A 17,869-nucleotide genomic window follows, 5' to 3' on the forward strand; every position below is an offset into this window, starting at 1 on the left:
CCTTTATCTGACCTGCAACACAAGCTAAGACGAGGACCGACCCGGAACGGGTCGGCATGGACCATATGACCGAGCAAAGACCCGTGAACGAAGCCGCAGCGAAACCCGCCATCCTGCCCGACGCCCAGACCGTCACCAGCGTTCAGCACTGGACCGACCGTCTGTTCTCGTTCCGGACGACGCGTCCCGCCTCGCTCCGCTTCCGCTCGGGAGAGTTCGTGATGATCGGCCTGATGGGCGATCCCGACCCCAAGACCGGCAAGCAGAAACCGATCCTGCGCGCCTATTCCATCGCCTCGCCCTCCTGGGACGACGAACTGGAATTCTACTCGATCAAGGTGCAGGACGGCCCGCTCACCTCGAAGCTGCAGCACATTCAGCCCGGCGATCAGGTGATCCTGCGGCCGAAACCCGTTGGCACTCTCGTCCATGACGCGCTTCTGCCGGGCGACCGGCTCTGGTTCTTCGCGACCGGCACAGGGCTTGCCCCCTTCGCCTCGCTCATCCGCGATCCCGAAACCTACGAGCGCTTCGACAAGGTCATCCTGACCCATACCTGCCGCGACGTGGCGGAACTGGAATACGGACGGCGGCTGGTCGACCATGTGAAGTCCGACGAAATGATGCGCGAGCTGACCGATGGCGGCGTGGACAAGCTGGTCTACTACCCGACCACAACCCGCGAACAGAGCCCGAAGATGGGCCGCATCACCGATCTTCTGACCTCGGGCGAGGCGTTCCGGGATCTCGGCGTCGACGGCATCACGCCCGAAACCGACCGCGCCATGGTCTGCGGCTCAATGGGTCTGAACACGGACATGAAGACGATTCTCGAGGGCTTCGGTCTGGAAGAAGGCGCCAACAGCGATCCCAAGCATTACGTGGTGGAAAAGGCCTTCGTGGGCTGACCGTCCGGCCCGCGCCACACCCTTTTCTGCCCCTTGCAACAGGACAGGTGCGTCTGCGCGAAACCGGTTGAATATGCGCCACTTCGCGCCTATTTTACGCGCTCAGCGAAACGGCAACGGAAGGATAACCACCATCGCTCGCAGACCTCACAACGCGCCTCCGACGCGTGACACCGGCCCCCGGATCAATGACAAGATTCGCGTGCCCGAAATCCGGCTCATCGGAGCCGAAGGAGAAAATGTCGGCGTCGTCTCGCCCCGTCAGGCGCTTGAGATGGCCGAGGAAGCCGGGCTCGACCTGGTCGAGATTTCTCCCAATGCCTCGCCCCCTGTCTGCAAGATCATGGACTACGGCAAGTTCAAGTACGAGCAGCAGAAGCGCGAAAGCGAGGCCCGCAAGAAACAGAAGACCATCGAAGTCAAAGAGGTGAAGTTCCGTCCCAACACGGACACCCACGACTACGACGTCAAGATGCGCAACGTGACGCGCTTTCTCGAAGCCGGCGACAAAGTCAAGGTGACGCTGCGCTTCCGGGGCCGCGAAATGGCGCACCAGAATCTGGGCCGCGACCTGCTCGAACGGGTGGCCACCGATGTCGAGGGGCTCGGCAAGGTCGAGAACATGCCCAAGATGGAAGGCCGCCAGATGGTCATGATGATCGGCCCGGCCAAGTAGCGCCGCCGATCTTACGGAAACGAAAAAGCCCGGGAGACACGCTCCCGGGCTTTTTGTTTGTAACGCGCTGCGCCTTAGCGGCGGGCCGTCTGGACCGAGATCAGCGGCGTGATCCGCCGGACCGCCGCGCGGCGGTTCAGGCGTTCGGCCTCAAGCGTCTCGATCTTCAGGAAGCGCTCGCCATAGCCCTGCACCACCATGTTTTCCGGCGGCACGTCGAAATATTCGGTGAGTGCCAGCGCGACCGTTTCGGCACGGCGGTCGGACAGGGCGAGGTTATAAGTCGCGTCACCCACGGCGTCGGAGTGACCTTCGATCAGGAACACCTCTTCCGGGCGCTCTTCGATGATCCGGCTCATCACGCGGCCAAGCGCGGCCAGCTCCTCGGCCTGACTTGGCTGGATCGCAGCGGAGCCCGTCGCGAAGGTGATCGCGTCCAGCTCGACCTGCGGAGCAAGTTCGCGCACTTCGCGGATTTCGCGCACCTGACGCAGCGAGAAGCTGCGGTCGAGGTTGGACAGCCACTCGGCTTCCGCCAGAGCCGCGCGCAACGCGTCCTCGTCCGACGCATCGGCCGTCTCCGGCGCGGGCCGCGGTTCAGGAAGCTCGGACACGCGGACCGGCTGCACCTCGGCGGTGTCGTCGACAAGAATGATCTGCGTCCCGTCCTCCAGAACGCGCACACGGCGCAGGACCACACCCTCGGCGCTCCGGATCGTCACGATCCGGCTACCGTCTTCACGGGTGACGGTGGTGCGGGTCGAGCCGTCATTGAAGGTCTCGGTCTGCACCTGCGCGCCCGGCTGACGCAGAAGCGCGTCGTCGTTCTTGAGAATGCGCAATTCGCCATCCGATTCCCTGACGACCAGACGGTCGCCCGAGTTCGAAACGACCTCGTCGCCATTATCCAGGATAGATCCCACAGCCACGGCACCCAGACCCAGAAGCAGCGCTTTCTCGAAATTCGACAGGCTGTCGTCATCCGCAGGCGCGGCGCTTTCCTCGGTCACGGTGGCGGCGGTCTCGAAATCCTCGGTGGCGGACCGCGAGGACTCTTCCGTCACGTCTTCGGTCACGACCTCGGCCTCGGCCGACGCGCCCTCATCGGTCGCGGCTGCCGCGGCAGCAGTCGCCTGCACCGGCTCTTCTTCGATCACGTCCTCGGCCTCGGCCGTTTCCGTTTCAGGAGCTTCGATCACCTCGGCAGTCGTCTCTTCTTCGATCTGCTCGCTCACATCGACATCTTCGACATCACCTTCCGGCGCCTCGATGACTTCGGCGGTGGTCTGTTCTTCGATCATCTCGCCCGCATCCGCATCGTCGGCAGGGGCTTCCAGCGTTTCGGCAGCGACCTCTTCCTCCTCGGCAGCGCCCTCGGTGTCGCCAGCGGCGTCGGCCGTCTCGGCCTCGCCCTCGGCTTCGGCATCCGCCTCCGTCCCAGCTTCGGAAATCGCAGGCTGATCCGCCGGGGCCGGTTCGGCCTCGATAGCGGCTTCAGCCTCGGCACTTGCCGTCGTGTCGGCGGCATCATCGTCACCCGCGGGCGACGAGGCGGCTTCCATCACGGCATTGTCTTCGACCTGAACGGCGCCGCCTTCGGTCGATACGCCAGCCAGCACATTCACGACAAGCTCGCTCTCGGCCTCGGCCAGAATCTGTCCGTCTTCCTCGCGCACACATGGCGCTTCGACCGCGTCGGTCGCGCAGATGGACAGCTCTTCGCCCGTCGCGTCGGCGGGCAGCAGGACGAGATTCTCCTCGGTCACGCAAGGCGCATCCGCGTCCATGCACATCTGAAGCCCAAGGTCACGGGCCGTCTGTTTTGCAAGCCCGAGCGCGCGGCCTTCGCCATTGCCCTGCGCCATCGCGGGCGCCTGAAGACCAAGGCTGAGGCAAGTCACCAGAGCCGTTGTCGATTTGATTTTACTGAACATGATCAACCACCTATCTTGTGTTCCGCCCGGCGATGCAGAGCGGCTTGTCACGAGGGAAACCCCCGATCGCCGCCACTTGTTCCGCCACGACAGGCCGGAAAACCGCCATTCCGGCGTGATTCCGCCGCCCGGCGCGCGGAAACAATCGCCACCGACTGTCCGCCAAACGTGGCTTGATGAGCGCCCCCAAGCGCCGCTAGGATCGGCGCACTGAGTGGGGAAAGAGTGATATGGTAGCGGGGGCTAACCTATCCGGAGACCTCACCGAAACCCAATGGCTCGCTGAGCTTGAGGAGATCGGTGAGGAAGAAGGGTATTTTTCACCTTTAGGTGACAATCATGCGGCGGTCTTCGTGGACCGCTCGCAAAAAGTGCTGTTCGTCGCCTTCGAGACGGTGACCGGAATCCGCGCGACATCGGAACGCGGGCTGCCGCTCGGCTTCGACGTCTGCGAAAGCCGCGGCTGGTCGCATCTGACGATCCTCGCCACCTCGGACACGTGGTACCGCGACCGCTTCGTCTATGGCTATTTCGACCGGCTGGTGGACGAAGGCTTCTTCGAGGATTTCGACCATGTGGTCTTCTATGGCGCGGGCATGTGCGGTTACGCGGCCGCGGCGTTTTCCGTCGTAGCGCCGGGGGCCAGCGTCATCGCGGTGGCGCCGCAGGCCACGCTTGAGCGGCGGCTCACCGAATGGGACGACCGTTTTCCGAAGGCGCGCGGGCTCGATTTCAGGAGCCGCTATGGTTACGCGCCCTTCATGCTAGAGGCGGCGGGGCAAGCCCTTGTCATCTATGACCCCGACGAGACAGAAGACGCGATGCACGCCACGCTCTTTCAGGGCGCGAATATCGAACATGTCCGGTACCGGCGCGGCCGCTCGGGCGCGATAGACGGGGATCTGCGCGCAATGGGGCTTGTCTCGCGTCTGGCCGAGGCCGCCGTCGCCGGCGCGCTCGATCCGGCGGCGGTCGGGCGCATCTTCAAGGCGCGCCACCGCCATGTGCCTTATCTGCGCGCGGTGCTGGCCCGGACGCTTGGCGATGACCGGCCATACCTGACCGCCCTCCTTTGTCGCGCCGTCCTCGACTGGCAGCCTATCCCGCGTTTCCGGCATCATCTGGGGATCGCCGAGCACCGGCTGGCCGAACGGGGCGGGACGCTGCCCGAACGAATGCGCGAACGGGCCGGGTGAAGGGGGCTCTGCCCCCGCCGCCCTCCGGGCGTCTCCCCCGGAGTATTTTCGCCAAGAAGAGGCGAAAATTTGAATTGAATTTTAGGCGCTTGCCGGTTCGGCCAGCCCGCCTTCGCGTTCGAGGAACCTGACAATCTGGTCCACGCCCCGGCCCTGCCGGATCGCAGCCATGACGGTTTCGCGGGGACCGCGGGCGGCGCGGGCATCGGCCTCGAGAAGGTCGGGATCGACACCCACATGGGGGGCGAGGTCGAGCTTGTTGACCACCAGAAGGTCCGAGCGCGTCAGGCCCGGCCCCTTTTTCCTCGGAATGTCCTGTCCGGCTGCCGTGTCGATCACGTAGATGGTCAGGTCGGCAAGCTCGGGCGAGAAGGTCGCGGCAAGGTTGTCGCCGCCGGACTCGATGAAGATCACGTCCAGATCGGGGAAGGTTTCTCTCAGGTCCGCGACAGCAGCAAGGTTGATTGACGCGTCCTCGCGAATTGCCGTGTGCGGGCAGCCGCCGGTCTCAACCCCCCGGATGCGTTCGGAGGGCAGCACCTGCGCGCGGGTCAGCGCCTCGGCATCCTCGCGCGTATAGATATCGTTGGTGATGACGGCCACGGAATAGCGCGGCGCCATGGCGCGGCAGAGCGCCTCGGTGAGCGAGGTTTTGCCCGCGCCCACAGGGCCGCCGATGCCGATGCGAAGAGGTCCGTTCGGTGAGGTCATGTCAGGGCTCGTGTTGCGAGGGTGGTGAAGCCCGCGCCGATGATCAGGCAGAGCGGGCCGTAGAGGGTTCGGTCGAGCCGGGGAAAGGGCTCTTCCGGCGTCAGACGGCGCCAGACGGGCACCCATGCGGCCGCGCCCCGCGCGAGAAAGATGAGGGCGAGGACCATGAGGCCAATCGTGGTGACGGGCGACGGTTCGAACCATGGCCAGGCGGCGGCCAGCATGAGCGCCGCCGTCACCGCTGCGGTCGGGGCGGCCCCCGGCATCCGCGTCGCGCCGGGCTGCCCGGTGACCGCGCGGGCCAGCGCCGCTTCGTCCCGGATCGGCATCCAGTAGCCGAGCGCCCAGAGCAGGTGGAACCCCGCCAGCACCAAGAGCACCGCCGACAGCAGGAACGCGATCATGTGCGGAAGATCCTCGTCTCCTGCGTCTCATGGCGCATCGCGGCGAGTTCGGCGCCGAAAGACGCGGTGAAGCAGGTTTCGGGCGTAAGCGTCACCGCGTGCGCAGCCGTGTCGAGGATGCGGGGGGCCAGCCCCGCGATAATCCTCTGCCCCGCGGTCTGCCCGAGTGGGATGTGCCGCACGGCACCGGTGGCGAGGTTCGCGACCATCGCCTGCAGGTACAGCGCCGCCACCTGTTCGGGCCGAAGCCCGAGGTCCCGTGCCGCGCGGCCCACTGCCACCGGCAACGCCACCGGCACGCCCGGATCGCTGCCCATGTCGGCCAGCGCGCGGGTGAAAGCCTGCCCCTGTTCCCAGGTTTCCTGCCAGCGCTCGGCCGAGGGCGACAGCGCCCGCGCCCAGTCGTTCAGGGTGGCGGCATCAGCATCGGCTTCCATGGCGGAGGTCAGAAGCACCGCATCGGTCAGCCCCGCCCCCGCAGCGAGAGAATGGTCCAGCCAGTCCGCCAGAGCTTCTTCGTCGGCAACCAGCGCGTCGGCAATCGCCGTCTCCAGCCCCGCCGAATAGGCGTAGCCGCCCACCGGGAAGACCGGGGACAGCCAGTGCGTCAGGGTGAGCAGCCCCGCGTCAGTCATGGGAGTGATGGTGGTGGTGATGCCCATGATCGTGATCATGTGAGTGGTCATGGCCATGATCGTGGGAATGGTCGTGCCCGTGATTGTGCCCGTGACCATGGCTGTGACCGTGATCAGGCCCGTGGCTGTGCCCAAAGGTGCGGCCATGGCCATAGGCTCCGCCCTCGGGGCGGAAGGGCTCGGTCACAATGGCGATCTCGGCCCCCAGATGCGCCAGCATCGCCTCCAGCACGTGGTCGCGGGCGATAAGCAGGCGTCCGGCTTCGATCTGGCAGGGCGTGTGGCGGTTGCCGATATGCCAGGCCAGCCGCGTCAGCGGCCCGCCCGTCACGGCGACAAGGTCCTCCGGCGCGGCACTGACCGCCACACGGGTTCCGTCATCGAGAAGAAAAGCCTCTCCCTCGTCGACCGAGCGCGTCTCGGGCAGGTCCACCAGAAAGGCGCGACCGCTCTCTGAGACAAGGCGCTTTCTGCGCAAAAGCCGGGCGTCGTAGGTGAGAGAGACGGTGTCGTCGCCCGTCTCAGCGGGCGCGAGACCATCGGCGCGGGGCAGGCTCATGACCGATCCCCCGCATGGGCGTCGGCGATCAGTGGCCGCCGATACCCGTGATGAAGCTGCGGGTCAGACCGGCGCGGTCGTAGCCGCGGCGAGCAAGGTCGCGATCGCTCATCGAAAAGAGCGTCGAGTAACGGTTGGCGCGCGTGAACGCGTGCAGAAAGCCGTGAAACCAGGCGGGCGAAGCCATGGGAAGTCTCCATTAGAGTCAGATAGGTCAATAGATGCGCCCTAACTGGTGTGGAGACGGAGGTTTTACAACTGCTCAAAAAGCATGCCCGATATGGCGCCAATGCATAACTCATGTGCGGCCTCAGAACAGGAAATAGCGTTGCGCCATGGGCAGAACCTCGGCCGGCTCGCAGACCAGAAGTTCGCCATCGGCGCGGACCTCGTAGGTCTCGGGGTTCACCTCGATCTCTGGCATGGCATCGTTCAGAACCATGTCCTTCTTGCCGATGCCGCGGCATTTCTCGACCGGAATCGTTTCCTTGGCGAGCCCGAGCGTGCTCCTGACCAGCGCCGCGTTGGCGGCATGGCTGATGAAGGTCACCGCCGAGTTCTCGACGGCGCGGCCCATGGACCCGAACATGGGGCGCGAATAGACCGGCTGCGGCGTCGGGATCGAGGCGTTGGGGTCGCCCATCTGCGCCAGCGCAATCGACCCGCCGATCAGAACCATCTCGGGTTTCACGCCGAAGAACGCCGGGTTCCAGAGGACGAGGTCCGCGCGCTTCCCCTCTTCGACCGAACCGATATGCTGGCTGATGCCGTGGGCGATGGCCGGGTTGATCGTGTATTTGGCGATATAGCGGCGCACGCGGAAATTGTCGTTGTCCCCGGTCTCTTCGGCAAGACGCCCGCGTTGCTTCTTCATCTTGTCGGCGGTCTGCCATGTGCGGATCGCCACCTCGCCCACGCGGCCCATGGCCTGACTGTCGGACGCGATGATCGAGAACGCCCCCATGTCATGCAGGATATCCTCGGCCGCGATGGTCTCCTTGCGGATGCGGCTTTCGGCAAAGGCCACATCTTCGGGGATCGCCTTGTCGAGGTGGTGACAGACCATGAGCATGTCCAGATGCTCTTCCAGGGTGTTCACCGTGTAGGGCCGGGTCGGGTTGGTCGAGGACGGGATCACGTTGGGCAGCCCGCAGACCTTGATGATGTCGGGCGCGTGGCCGCCGCCCGCCCCCTCGGTGTGGAAGGCGTGTATGGTGCGCCCGCCGATGGCCGCGACCGTGTTCTCGACGAAGCCGGACTCATTCAGCGTGTCGGTGTGGATCATCACCTGCACGTCCATCTCGTCGGCCACGGTCAGGCAACAGTCGATGGCGCCGGGCGTCGTCCCCCAGTCCTCGTGCAGCTTCATCGCCGCCGCGCCCGCGTTGATCATCTCGTGAAGCGCGGCAGGGGTCGAGGCGTTGCCCTTGCACGAGAGCGCCACGTTCATCGGCACCGCGTCCATCGCCTGCAGCATCCGCCCGATATGCCAAGGGCCCGGCGTGCAGGTGGTGGCCAGCGTGCCATGGGCCGGACCGGTTCCACCGCCGAGCATCGTGGTCATGCCGGAATGCAGAGCGTCCTCGATCTGCTGCGGGCAGATGAAATGGATATGCGCGTCGAAACCGCCGGCGGTCAGAATCTTGCCCTCGCCCGCGATGGCCTCGGTGCCGGGGCCGACGATGATGTCGACGCCGGGCTGGGTATCGGGGTTGCCCGCCTTGCCGATCTTGTGGATGCGCCCGTCGCGCAGTCCCACGTCGGCCTTGTAGATGCCGGTATGGTCCACGATCAGCGCGTTGGTGATGACAGTGTCGACCGAGCCCTCGGCGCGGGTCGCCTGAGACTGGCCCATCCCGTCGCGGATCACCTTGCCGCCGCCGAATTTCACCTCTTCCCCATAGGTTGTGAGGTCTTTCTCAACCTCGATGATCAGGTCGGTATCGGCAAGCCGAACCTTGTCCCCGGTGGTGGGTCCGAACATGTCGGCATAGGCGGCGCGGGAGATGGATGTGGGCATATGTCGTCCTTCAGAGCGCGAGTTTCATGTGAATGACCCGGCTGTCATCGGCGCGGAACGCCGTGGGGTCCGTATAGTATTCGAAGCCAAGGCTCTCATAGAGAGGCAGGGCCTCGACATGTCGGTAGAGGGCGTCGAGATAGACGGTCCGGTAGCCAAGGGCGCGCGCCTCGTCGATGACCGCCTGGGCCAGCTTCCGGCCGAGGCCCGTTCCACGCGCGGCTTCGCGGACGAACATCCGGTTCAGCTCGCCATCGTTTTCGCCGTGCGGCTTCAGCATGACGATCCCTGCGGGCTGTCCGTCGAGACGCCCCAGAAACGCCTCGCCCTTCGGCGGATTGAAGTATTCGCGGAAGTTCTCCAACTCCCCGGCGACGCCCTGAGACGCGATATACTCGTCGATCTCGGTCACCATGTCCGGGTAGCGGTCCTTCAGCAGATCGAAGAATTCCCACACCATAGCCGTTGCGTCACCGATCTGCGGCGCGCTTCGGACTTTCTCGATCGTGGCATCTGGCATGGTGTCGCCCCTTCCTTCGCGCCTAGCGTCGCCGCCGCTTCGACAGCCGGCGCGAATTCGACCGGGTCTTGCGCCCGATGGGCTTGAGCGCCGCGTCGACGATCTGATCAGGGCGTTTCAGCTGCACCATGGCGGTCGTCGCGCGGCCCGCGCTTTCGACGAAGGCGCCGGGCTTTTCCATCCACATCCGCCGCGCCTCGCCGGCCGCAACGGGCCAGAGCCCAAAGGCGCCCAGGCTTCGCATCGCGATGACCGTATTCGCCTCGGCCAGCATCTGCGCGGTGCGCATCCCCAGCCCCCACCAGGCGAGAAAAGGCATCATTCAAGCGCCCCCATAACCTTCTGGTTGAAGCCATAGACCTTTCGCTCCCCGCGATAGGGCACCAGCCGCACCTCGCGGCGCTGGCCCGGCTCGAACCGGACGGCGGTGCCGGACGCGATGTCCAGCCGCTTGCCCATCGCCGCTTCGCGGTCGAAATCGAGCGCGGGGTTGGTCTCGGCGAAATGATAGTGGCTGCCCACCTGCACCGGGCGGTCGCCCGTATTGGCGACCATCAGAACGGTCTGCTCCAGCCCCTCGTTCAGGATCAGGTCGCCGGGCGCAGTGATGACTTCTCCGGGAATCATGGAAACTCCTTAACTGTCGTAATCGGGCGCACGCGACGCCTTGTATTTGTCGATGAGACGCGGCCCGAACACGCCCGCCGCCGCGCCAAGCGCCAGAGGCACCGCGTGGGGCTCGCCGAAGATCATCGACAGGATCGCCGCACCCACAAGGCAGACGGCAAGCGAAAAAAGCTTCATCTCTCCGGGCTGGATCGGCGCGTCGCTCAGCAGAACGCTTTCCAGAAACTCCTTGATCTTGGGCTCGGCATAGGGCGCGCCGGCGCCTGCCAGTATCCCCAGAATGAATGTTCCGAACATCATATCCTCCTCACATCACACAAGGCCGATCCTAGCACACGGTCAGCGGATCGGCGCATGTACCGTGACAAGTTTGGTGCCGTCGGGGAATGTCGCCTCGACCTGAACGTCGTGGATCATCTCGGCCACCCCCTCCATGCAGTCGGCGCGGGTGATGACATGGGCACCCGCCTCCATCAGGTCCGCGACCGAGCGTCCGTCGCGCGCGCCCTCGACCACGAAATCGGTGATCAGCGCGATCGCCTCGGGATGGTTCAGCTTGACGCCGCGCGCCTTCCTCTCGCGCGCCACCATCGCGGCGAGCGAAATCAAGAGCTTGTCCTTTTCGCGGGGGGTCAGGTTCATTGGTCTTTCCTTGTCATGTCTGCCACACGCGCGGCAGATGGTCATTTGTCAGAAGGCGGATCGCCGGGATCAGCGCACGCCGCAGATCCCAACTGTCGCGGCCCATGGCGCGGATCGTCAAGCGCCCGTCCCAGGCGCTGGCCGCACATCCCGGCGCATCGCCAAGGGCAGCCCGGACCGGCCCGATCCGGTCCCCGGCATCTGGCGCGATGTAAACAAGGCTCGCCAGCACACTCGCGCCCGCCAGCCCGGCGGCCCTGTCCCGCCCGGCCAGCGTGCCGCTGCCGAGTGCGATCTGCTCGGCATGTATCACCCTGCCCGCCGCATCCCGCACCACGCGCACGTCTTGGAAGTCGAGCGTCTCCACCCGCTCGCCCATCGCCTCGCGGCCCAGCACAACGGTTTCCAGCCCGAGATAGCGCGCGCCCTCGCCCAGCGTCACTTCGGTTCTTCGGTCGAGGCCCGAGCGGTCGAATAGGATCGTCTCCTGCGGCAGCCAGAACAGCGTCGCGCCCTCGCCCGCGCTCAGCGAGACCGACACCTCGGCCACCCCGTCGGGAGAGGCATAGGCGCGCTCGGCGGTCTGGGTCGCGGCCATGGCGCCCGCGCCTGCCGCCACATCCAGCGAGAACTGGAACCGGTCGCCTCCCGTCAACCCGCCGGACGTATTCAGAAAGACGACCTCGGGAAGGGGACCATGGGTGCGCGGCAGCATCGCCTTGGCCGATCCCTGCTGGAAGAGACCCGTCAACGCCCCCGTTGCACCAAGTGCCACGCGCGCCCGGCCCCGGCTTCGCTGATAGCTTGAGAATGGCGCGTCGAACATGGGTCTTCCGTTTGGCAGCGACACCACCCTAACCGGCGCGCCGCCGCCTGCAACGTCTGCCGTGCCCCGCGCTGCACGAGATCGCCGGATTTCGGGGCGACCGCCTAAAACATGGGCAGTCATTCCCGACTGGCGCAGATCGCGGCCTTCCTCTAGGACAACGCCATGACCACCCGGCTGACCATCCCCCGCCCCGACGACTGGCACCTGCATCTGCGCGACGGCGAGATGCTTAAAGGCGTTCTGCCCCATTCGGCGGCCCATTTCGCCCGCGCCATCATCATGCCCAACCTCGTGCCGCCCGTCGTGCGCGGCGCGCATGCGGCAGCCTACCGCGAGCGGATCATGGCCGCCCTGCCCGAGGGCATGACGTTCGAGCCGCTGATGACGCTCTACCTGACCGAGGACACCGACCCGGACGACGTGGCGGCGGCGGCAGAGAGCGGCCTGATCGCGGCGGTGAAACTCTATCCCGCCGGGGCCACGACGAACTCGGCCTCGGGCGTGACGGATTTCGACCGCGTTCGCCCAGTGCTGGAACGCATGGCCGAGATCAGCCTGCCGCTCTGCGTCCACGGCGAGGTCACGCGGGCCGAGATCGACATTTTCGACCGTGAGGCGGTGTTCATCGAAGAGGTGCTCGACCCGATCCGCCAAGCCACGCCGGGACTGCGCGTAGTGATGGAGCACATAACGACCCGCGACGCGGCCGAGTACGTGCAGGCGGATACCACTGGCGATCTCGGCGCGACGATCACGGTCCAGCACCTGATGCTCGACCGGAACGACATGCTCGTTGGCGGTATGCGTCCGCATTACTACTGCCTGCCGATCCTGAAGCGCGGCACCCACCGCCCCGCCCTTGTCGCCGCCGCCACCGGCGGAGACGAACGCTTTTTCCTCGGCACCGACAGCGCGCCCCACCCGCTCGACCGGAAAGAGGCCGAATGCTGCGCCGCCGGATGTTTCACCGCGCCCGTGGCGCTGGCCTGTCTGGCGGAACTTTTCGAGGCGGAAGGCGCGCTCGACCGGCTGGAGGGCTTCGTGTCGCGGCACGGACCCGGCTTCTACCGTCGCCCGGTCAACACCGCGACACTGACGCTTGAAAAGGGCGACCCCGTGGACCTGCCCGACCGGGTGGAGACCGGCGCGGGGCCTGTCGTGGTCTTCGACCCGAACCGGCCCATCCACTGGCGAGTGACGGAGGGGGGCGCTGCCCCCCGCTGACGCTCCCCCCGGAGTATTTCCGAACAGAAGAAGGACGAAGGACGACGATGATCCCAACGAGTTTTCCGCCCAAGGACGAGATCGCCCGGCTGACCGCGTCGATGCTTTTGGAGATCGAAGCGGTGCATTTCAATGCCGCCGAGCCGTTTACGCTGGCCTCGGGTCTGCCGTCGCCCACCTATATCGACTGCCGGAAGCTGATCTCGTACCCGCGCATCAGATCGACACTGATGGATTTCCTGGCCGTGACGGTCATGCGCGACGCGGGCTTCGAGGCTTTCGACAATATCGCGGGCGGCGAAACCGCAGGCATCCCCTTCGCCGCGCTCATGGCCGAGCGGCTGGCGCTGCCGATGACCTACGTACGGAAAAAGCCCAAGGGTTACGGACGGAACGCGCGGATCGAGGGGCACATGCGAGAGGGCGAGCGGGTGCTTCTGGTCGAGGACCTGACCACCGATGGCGGCTCGAAGCTGTCCTTCGTGGACGCGATTCGCGAGACCGGCGCGAGCTGCGGCCACACGGCGGTGATCTTCTATTACGGCATCTTCCCCGAGACGGTGGACACGCTTGGCGCGCATGGCGTCCAGCTTCATCATCTCTGCACCTGGTGGGACGTGCTGAAGGTCGCCCGCGAGGGAAAAACCTTTGATGCCAAGACCCTCGACGAAGTGGAATCCTTCCTGCGCGCGCCGAGGGCGTGGCAGGACGCGCGGGCCTGAGAAATCTTCTCCACAGGGAGGCCGTCCCTGTGGAGAACCCGTCCACAGAATCGCCCTCACCGGCCTGCATCTTGTGGCGGCGCAGCGTGTCGATACCATATTTCTGATCGACCCGAACCATCCCTCGGGTTATCCTCACCCTTACCCCCAGAGATTTCCCGATAGCCAGAGGCCGGGGAAAGGCAGTAAGACCGTGGCCTCAGGGGACAGGATGAGCAGGCATGAACGAGATCGCACAGATCCGCACGGACACCGCGCCGGACGAGAAAGAAACCGTACCGCACAATATCGAGGCCGAGCAGCAATTGCTTGGCGCGATCCTGACGAATAACGACATTTACGACCGGGTGGCGGGCGTCATCAACGAGACGCATTTCTACGACCCGGTCCATGCCCGCATCTACGAGATCGCGGCAAGCCGGATCGCCAAGAATGCGCTGGCGTCGCCTGTGACGCTGAAGGCGTTTCTGGAGGACGATCCAGGCCTGAAGGAGCTGGGCGGACCGGCCTATCTGGTGCGGCTGGCGGGCGCGGCGATCTCGTCCTTTGCCGCACGCGATTACGCTCAGATGATCTACGACCTCGCCATCCGGCGGAAGCTGATGGAGCTTGGCCGGGACATCTCGGCCAAGGCCGCGCGGGTCGAGGTGGCCAGCGAGCCGAAAGAACAGATCGTCGAGGCGGAACAGGCACTCTACAAGCTGGGCGAGCAGGGTCAGACGACGCAGGGATTCCAGAGCTTTCTCAAAGCGGTGACCGACGCGGTGAACGTCGCCAACGCCGCCTATCAGCGGGACGGCGGGCTGGCCGGTGTGTCCACGGGCCTGATCGACATGGACAAGAAGCTGGGCGGTCTGCACAAGTCGGACCTTCTGATCCTCGCCGGGCGGCCGTCGATGGGCAAGACGTCGCTCGCCACGAACATCGCCTTCAACATCGCCAAGGCCTATCGGAAGGGCAAACGACACGACGGGACCGAGGGCGCGGTGGATGGCGGCGTGGTGGGCTTCTATTCGCTGGAAATGTCCGCCGAACAGCTGGCCGCACGTATCCTGTCGGAAGCCGCCGAGGTGCCGTCGGAGCAGATCCGGCGGGGCGATATGACCGAGGGCGAGTTCCGCCGCTTCGTCGAGGCCGCCAAGACGCTGGAGGCCTGCCCGCTTTATATCGACGACACCCCCGCCCTGCCGATCAGCCAGCTGGCGGCGCGGGCGCGGCGGCTGAAGCGCGAGCATGGGCTGGACGTTCTGATCGTGGACTATCTGCAGCTTGTCCGGCCGGCCTCGGCCAAAGACAGCCGGGTGAACGAGGTCTCGGAGATCACGCAGGGCCTGAAGGCCATCGCCAAAGAGCTCGACATCCCCGTGATCGCGCTTTCGCAGCTGAGCCGTCAGGTGGAAAGCCGCGAGGACAAGCGCCCGCAGCTGTCGGACCTGAGGGAATCGGGCTCGATCGAGCAGGACGCCGACGTGGTGATGTTCGTGTTCCGCGAGGAGTACTACAAGGAGCGCGAAAAGCCGGGCGATCACGATCTTGAAGCCATGGCGAAATGGCAGGAAGAGATGGAGCGGCTCCACGGCCGGGCCGAGGTGATCATCGGCAAGCAGCGTCACGGCCCGATCGGCACGGTGGAACTGTCCTTCGAAGGCCGCTTCACCCGCTTCGGGAACCTCGTGAAGCCGTGGCAGCAGGGGGCCGACAGCGGCTTCTGATCTTTTCCGGTGGCAAGGGGCGCTGCCCCTCGCCGCTTTGCGGCTCACCCCGGGATTTTTCGGAACAGGCGAAGACAATTTGACTTAAATTGTCGCTACTTCTGTTCAAAAAATACTCCGGGGAGCGACGAGCGCAGCGAGGCGTGGGGCGGAGCCCCCAAGAACACAGATCGGGCGATGCGGGACGCGGCCGCTCAGGCCAGACGTCTGCCGATCACCCAGGCGCCCCATGCGATCAGCGCGCCCGCATAGCCGTCGACGGCATAATGCCAGCCAAGATGCACCGAGCCCACCATGATGATCGCGGCGAAACCCCACATGACCCAGGCGGACCAGCGCGCATGGGTGGAGGCGTAGAGCGCCATCAGGACCGATGTCGCCACATGCATGGACGGCATGGCCGAGATACCCGCAAGCCGCCCGTCGGTCATGTGACCGGACCAGAGCCCTTCCTGCACGTCGAGCGCCCAGACCGGCGAGACCTCGGCCAATGCGCGAAGATGGATCATGAGCGGCTCGAAATCAGAGCCCAGCCCGAGCCGGTCGTAATAGACCGGTCCGGCGGAGGAGAACACCATCGCCAGAAGGTTGCCGCCCACGCCGAAGGTCAGGACGAAGCCGATGAGATAGGCGCGGGCCTTTGTGTCTTCGGGCCGGGCGAAACAGGCCACGAAGGTCACGAAATAAATCAGGAAGAACCACGCGTGATATGCCGCGTTCAGGAATGTCGTCGCGGGGGCCGTTCCGAACAGCGCCAGCGTGATCCGGTAGGGGTCGACGCCGAAATGAAGAATGCGGTCCAGTTTCGCGAAAGCCTCGTCCCAGGCGAAGGGATTGAGGACCGTGATCATCTCTTTCAGATATGCCGACGCGCCGATGAAGAAGCTGAGGATCACCATCTTGGCGATGCCACCCAGCACCCGGTCCCGGTCGGTGAAAAGCGCGCGGAGCGATGCCATCAGGTCCGGAATCGGGGTCGTCGATTTCTCGACAACCGCCAGCAGGACAACGCGCCGGATCAGCAGCGCAAGCAGGAACCACGGCACGCAGATGGTCAAGAGAACGCCCAGGATCTGCACCATACCGGGGTCGAAACGATAGGCCGAGACCTGGCCCAGCGCGATGGCGGTCGCCCCATGGGCAGCAATCAGGAACAGATAGGCGCGCGACAGGCCGAGCGGCAGGCTTTGCGGCCTGTCGAAAGTCTGGATATTGGCGTCCGCCGTCATGCGTGTCTGCCCCGGAAGAGGAAAAATGCTCTTGTTTCACTGACCGTGCTAGAGGCGGAAGGTGGCAGGAATGGGGCGCGCAAAGGACGGGAATGGGTAGCCGCAGGCCTCATGTCAGGACGTGGATCGCCTATAAAATCATCGTGTTTGAGGTTCATCCGGGCTTGTCCGGTTGGAATTCTCGGGCAGACTGAAACCATGCGCATTTTTGTCATTCCTTTGCTCGCCTTTCTCGCCCTTCCTGCCGCCGCCGACCCCGTCGAGGTTGATGTCGAGCTTGCGCTCATGGTCGATGTCTCGCGCTCGATGGGGCCAATGGAGCTGGAGCTCCAGCGGAAGGGCTATGCCGAGGCCATCGCTTCGGACGAGGTGACGCGGGTGATCGAAACCAGTTTCACCGGGCGGATCGCGCTGACTTATGTCGAATGGGCGGGCGACGGGCTGCAACGTGTGGTGGTGCCATGGACCATCGTCGACGGGCCTGAGGCAGCACAGGCCATCGCGGACCAACTGACGGCCACCTACGATTACGGGATGCGCCGCACGTCGGTGTCCGGCGCGATCCGTTTCGCGACTTACGAGATAGAAAACAACGATTTCATCGGCTTGCGCCGCGTCATCGATGTTTCGGGAGACGGGCCGAACAATGACGGGCGCCCGGTGACGATGGCCCGCGACGCCGCGCTGGAGGCCGGCATCGTCATCAACGGGTTGCCGCTGATGACCGAGGACTCGACCTCTCGCTGGGGGATCGACGACCTCGACGTCTACTATGAGCGCTGCGTGATCGGCGGTCCCGGCGCCTTCGTCGTGCCGGTGACCGACTGGGCCGACTTCCCGCTGGCGGTGCGCCGCAAGCTCGTCCTCGAACTGGTGGGGCCGATGCCCGAGGGGCTCTGGCCGGTTCAGGGGCGCACTGGCGCGACCGAAACGGGCTATGACTGCATGATCGGAGAAAAGCTCCGCCGCGAAAGGGAGCTGATCTATGGCGAGCCATGAGGATGGGCGCGGCAAGAGCACACCGTGGTCCTTTCTGGCCGGGGCCGTTCTGACGCCCGTGGTTCTCTTTGGCGGAATGGCGCTCGCGATAGGCCGGGGTTCCTTCTACGTCCTCGACCCGGAATACATCATCACCTCGGTCTTCGGCGTGCCGCTTGTCGCCTTTCTGGCGACCTTCCTTCTGTCGAAGATGAACGAGGTGCGCCCCAAGGTTCCGCGCTGGACTACGATCTGGGTCGCCTTCGTCAGCCTCGCGCATTTATTCATCTGGATACAGATGGCGGCCGCCGCCTAAGGGCATCCTCGCGCGAAAGCGGCTTGA

At 65.2% G+C, this 17,869-nt stretch carries 22 protein-coding genes; 8 read left to right on the forward strand and 14 right to left on the reverse strand.

What is annotated here, in order from left to right:
* The first annotated feature begins 65 nt into the window (after positions 1-65).
* Entirely contained in the window at positions 66-908 is an 843-nt protein-coding gene (locus tag GQ651_RS07535; protein ID WP_160763975.1) for a ferredoxin--NADP reductase, read from the forward strand.
* A gap of 73 nt (positions 909-981) precedes the next feature.
* Entirely contained in the window at positions 982-1,584 is a 603-nt protein-coding gene (gene infC / locus GQ651_RS07540; RefSeq protein ID WP_160763562.1) for a translation initiation factor IF-3, read from the forward strand.
* Between the two features lie 74 nt (positions 1,585-1,658).
* On the opposite strand, the gene GQ651_RS07545 is transcribed toward infC, so the two are convergent.
* Entirely contained in the window at positions 1,659-3,518 is a 1,860-nt protein-coding gene (locus GQ651_RS07545; RefSeq protein ID WP_160763563.1) for an OmpA family protein, read from the reverse strand.
* A 230-nt stretch (positions 3,519-3,748) separates the two neighbouring features.
* Here GQ651_RS07545 and GQ651_RS07550 point away from each other — a divergent pair, with 230 nt between their 5' ends.
* A complete protein-coding gene (locus GQ651_RS07550; RefSeq protein WP_160763564.1) occupies positions 3,749-4,714 on the forward strand; it encodes a phosphoadenosine phosphosulfate reductase in 966 nt (321 codons plus the stop codon).
* 81 nt (positions 4,715-4,795) lie between these two features.
* Here the strand turns inward: GQ651_RS07550 and ureG are convergent, their stop codons facing one another.
* From ureG to GQ651_RS07610, 12 genes are all read right to left on the reverse strand, one after another.
* Positions 4,796-5,425 (reverse strand): urease accessory protein UreG, encoded by a 630-nt coding sequence (gene ureG, locus GQ651_RS07555; protein ID WP_160763565.1) that lies wholly within the window; start codon positions 5,423-5,425, stop codon positions 4,796-4,798.
* Positions 5,422-5,829 (reverse strand): DUF3995 domain-containing protein, encoded by a 408-nt coding sequence (locus GQ651_RS07560; protein WP_160763566.1) that lies wholly within the window; start codon positions 5,827-5,829, stop codon positions 5,422-5,424. The genes ureG and GQ651_RS07560 overlap by 4 nt, the downstream gene beginning before the upstream one ends.
* Entirely contained in the window at positions 5,826-6,563 is a 738-nt protein-coding gene (locus GQ651_RS07565) for an urease accessory protein UreF (protein ID WP_227257989.1), read from the reverse strand. Before GQ651_RS07565 ends, GQ651_RS07560 begins: the two co-directional genes overlap by 4 nt.
* Positions 6,457-7,023, reverse strand: a complete 567-nt coding sequence (locus tag GQ651_RS07570) for an urease accessory protein UreE (protein WP_160763567.1) — start codon at positions 7,021-7,023, stop codon at positions 6,457-6,459. Before GQ651_RS07570 ends, GQ651_RS07565 begins: the two co-directional genes overlap by 107 nt.
* Positions 7,024-7,051: 28 nt before the next feature.
* On the reverse strand, positions 7,052-7,210 hold the full coding sequence (locus tag GQ651_RS07575) for a hypothetical protein (protein WP_160763568.1): 159 nt from the start codon (positions 7,208-7,210) through the stop codon (positions 7,052-7,054).
* 123 nt (positions 7,211-7,333) lie between these two features.
* Entirely contained in the window at positions 7,334-9,043 is a 1,710-nt protein-coding gene (ureC, locus tag GQ651_RS07580) for an urease subunit alpha (protein WP_160763569.1), read from the reverse strand.
* 10 nt (positions 9,044-9,053) lie between these two features.
* On the reverse strand, positions 9,054-9,563 hold the full coding sequence (locus tag GQ651_RS07585) for a GNAT family N-acetyltransferase (protein WP_160763570.1): 510 nt from the start codon (positions 9,561-9,563) through the stop codon (positions 9,054-9,056).
* A gap of 22 nt (positions 9,564-9,585) precedes the next feature.
* Positions 9,586-9,885 carry an antifreeze protein gene (locus GQ651_RS07590; RefSeq protein WP_160763571.1) on the reverse strand — a complete coding sequence of 100 codons (300 nt, stop codon included), beginning with the start codon at positions 9,883-9,885 and terminating at the stop codon, positions 9,586-9,588.
* A complete protein-coding gene (locus GQ651_RS07595) occupies positions 9,882-10,190 on the reverse strand; it encodes an urease subunit beta (protein WP_160763572.1) in 309 nt (102 codons plus the stop codon). The genes GQ651_RS07590 and GQ651_RS07595 overlap by 4 nt, the downstream gene beginning before the upstream one ends.
* A gap of 9 nt (positions 10,191-10,199) precedes the next feature.
* Positions 10,200-10,487 carry a hypothetical protein gene (locus GQ651_RS07600; protein ID WP_160763573.1) on the reverse strand — a complete coding sequence of 96 codons (288 nt, stop codon included), beginning with the start codon at positions 10,485-10,487 and terminating at the stop codon, positions 10,200-10,202.
* Positions 10,488-10,529: 42 nt separating this feature from the next.
* Entirely contained in the window at positions 10,530-10,832 is a 303-nt protein-coding gene (locus tag GQ651_RS07605) for an urease subunit gamma (protein WP_160763574.1), read from the reverse strand.
* Between the two features lie 13 nt (positions 10,833-10,845).
* Positions 10,846-11,658 (reverse strand): urease accessory protein UreD, encoded by an 813-nt coding sequence (locus tag GQ651_RS07610; RefSeq protein WP_160763575.1) that lies wholly within the window; start codon positions 11,656-11,658, stop codon positions 10,846-10,848.
* Between the two features lie 165 nt (positions 11,659-11,823).
* Between GQ651_RS07610 and pyrC the strand changes: the two genes are divergently transcribed.
* The 3 genes from pyrC (at position 11,824) to GQ651_RS07625 (ending at position 15,319) form a co-directional block, all read left to right on the forward strand.
* Complete coding sequence (gene pyrC / locus GQ651_RS07615; RefSeq protein ID WP_160763576.1) at positions 11,824-12,885, forward strand: dihydroorotase; 1,062 nt, start codon at positions 11,824-11,826, stop codon at positions 12,883-12,885.
* A gap of 47 nt (positions 12,886-12,932) precedes the next feature.
* A complete protein-coding gene (locus GQ651_RS07620; protein WP_160763577.1) occupies positions 12,933-13,607 on the forward strand; it encodes an orotate phosphoribosyltransferase in 675 nt (224 codons plus the stop codon).
* 221 nt (positions 13,608-13,828) lie between these two features.
* Positions 13,829-15,319 (forward strand): replicative DNA helicase, encoded by a 1,491-nt coding sequence (locus tag GQ651_RS07625; protein WP_160763578.1) that lies wholly within the window; start codon positions 13,829-13,831, stop codon positions 15,317-15,319.
* Positions 15,320-15,513: 194 nt separating this feature from the next.
* Here the strand turns inward: GQ651_RS07625 and GQ651_RS07630 are convergent, their stop codons facing one another.
* Positions 15,514-16,548 (reverse strand): phosphatase PAP2 family protein, encoded by a 1,035-nt coding sequence (locus tag GQ651_RS07630; RefSeq protein WP_160763579.1) that lies wholly within the window; start codon positions 16,546-16,548, stop codon positions 15,514-15,516.
* A gap of 198 nt (positions 16,549-16,746) precedes the next feature.
* Here GQ651_RS07630 and GQ651_RS07635 point away from each other — a divergent pair, with 198 nt between their 5' ends.
* Both GQ651_RS07635 and GQ651_RS07640 read left to right on the forward strand, forming a co-directional pair.
* Entirely contained in the window at positions 16,747-17,547 is an 801-nt protein-coding gene (locus GQ651_RS07635) for a DUF1194 domain-containing protein (protein ID WP_160763580.1), read from the forward strand.
* Positions 17,534-17,842, forward strand: a complete 309-nt coding sequence (locus GQ651_RS07640; RefSeq protein WP_160763581.1) for a hypothetical protein — start codon at positions 17,534-17,536, stop codon at positions 17,840-17,842. The genes GQ651_RS07635 and GQ651_RS07640 overlap by 14 nt, the downstream gene beginning before the upstream one ends.
* Positions 17,843-17,869: the final 27 nt, after the last annotated feature.

The organism is Kangsaoukella pontilimi (assembly GCF_009830125.1).
Lineage (GTDB): Bacteria > Pseudomonadota > Alphaproteobacteria > Rhodobacterales > Rhodobacteraceae > Kangsaoukella > Kangsaoukella pontilimi.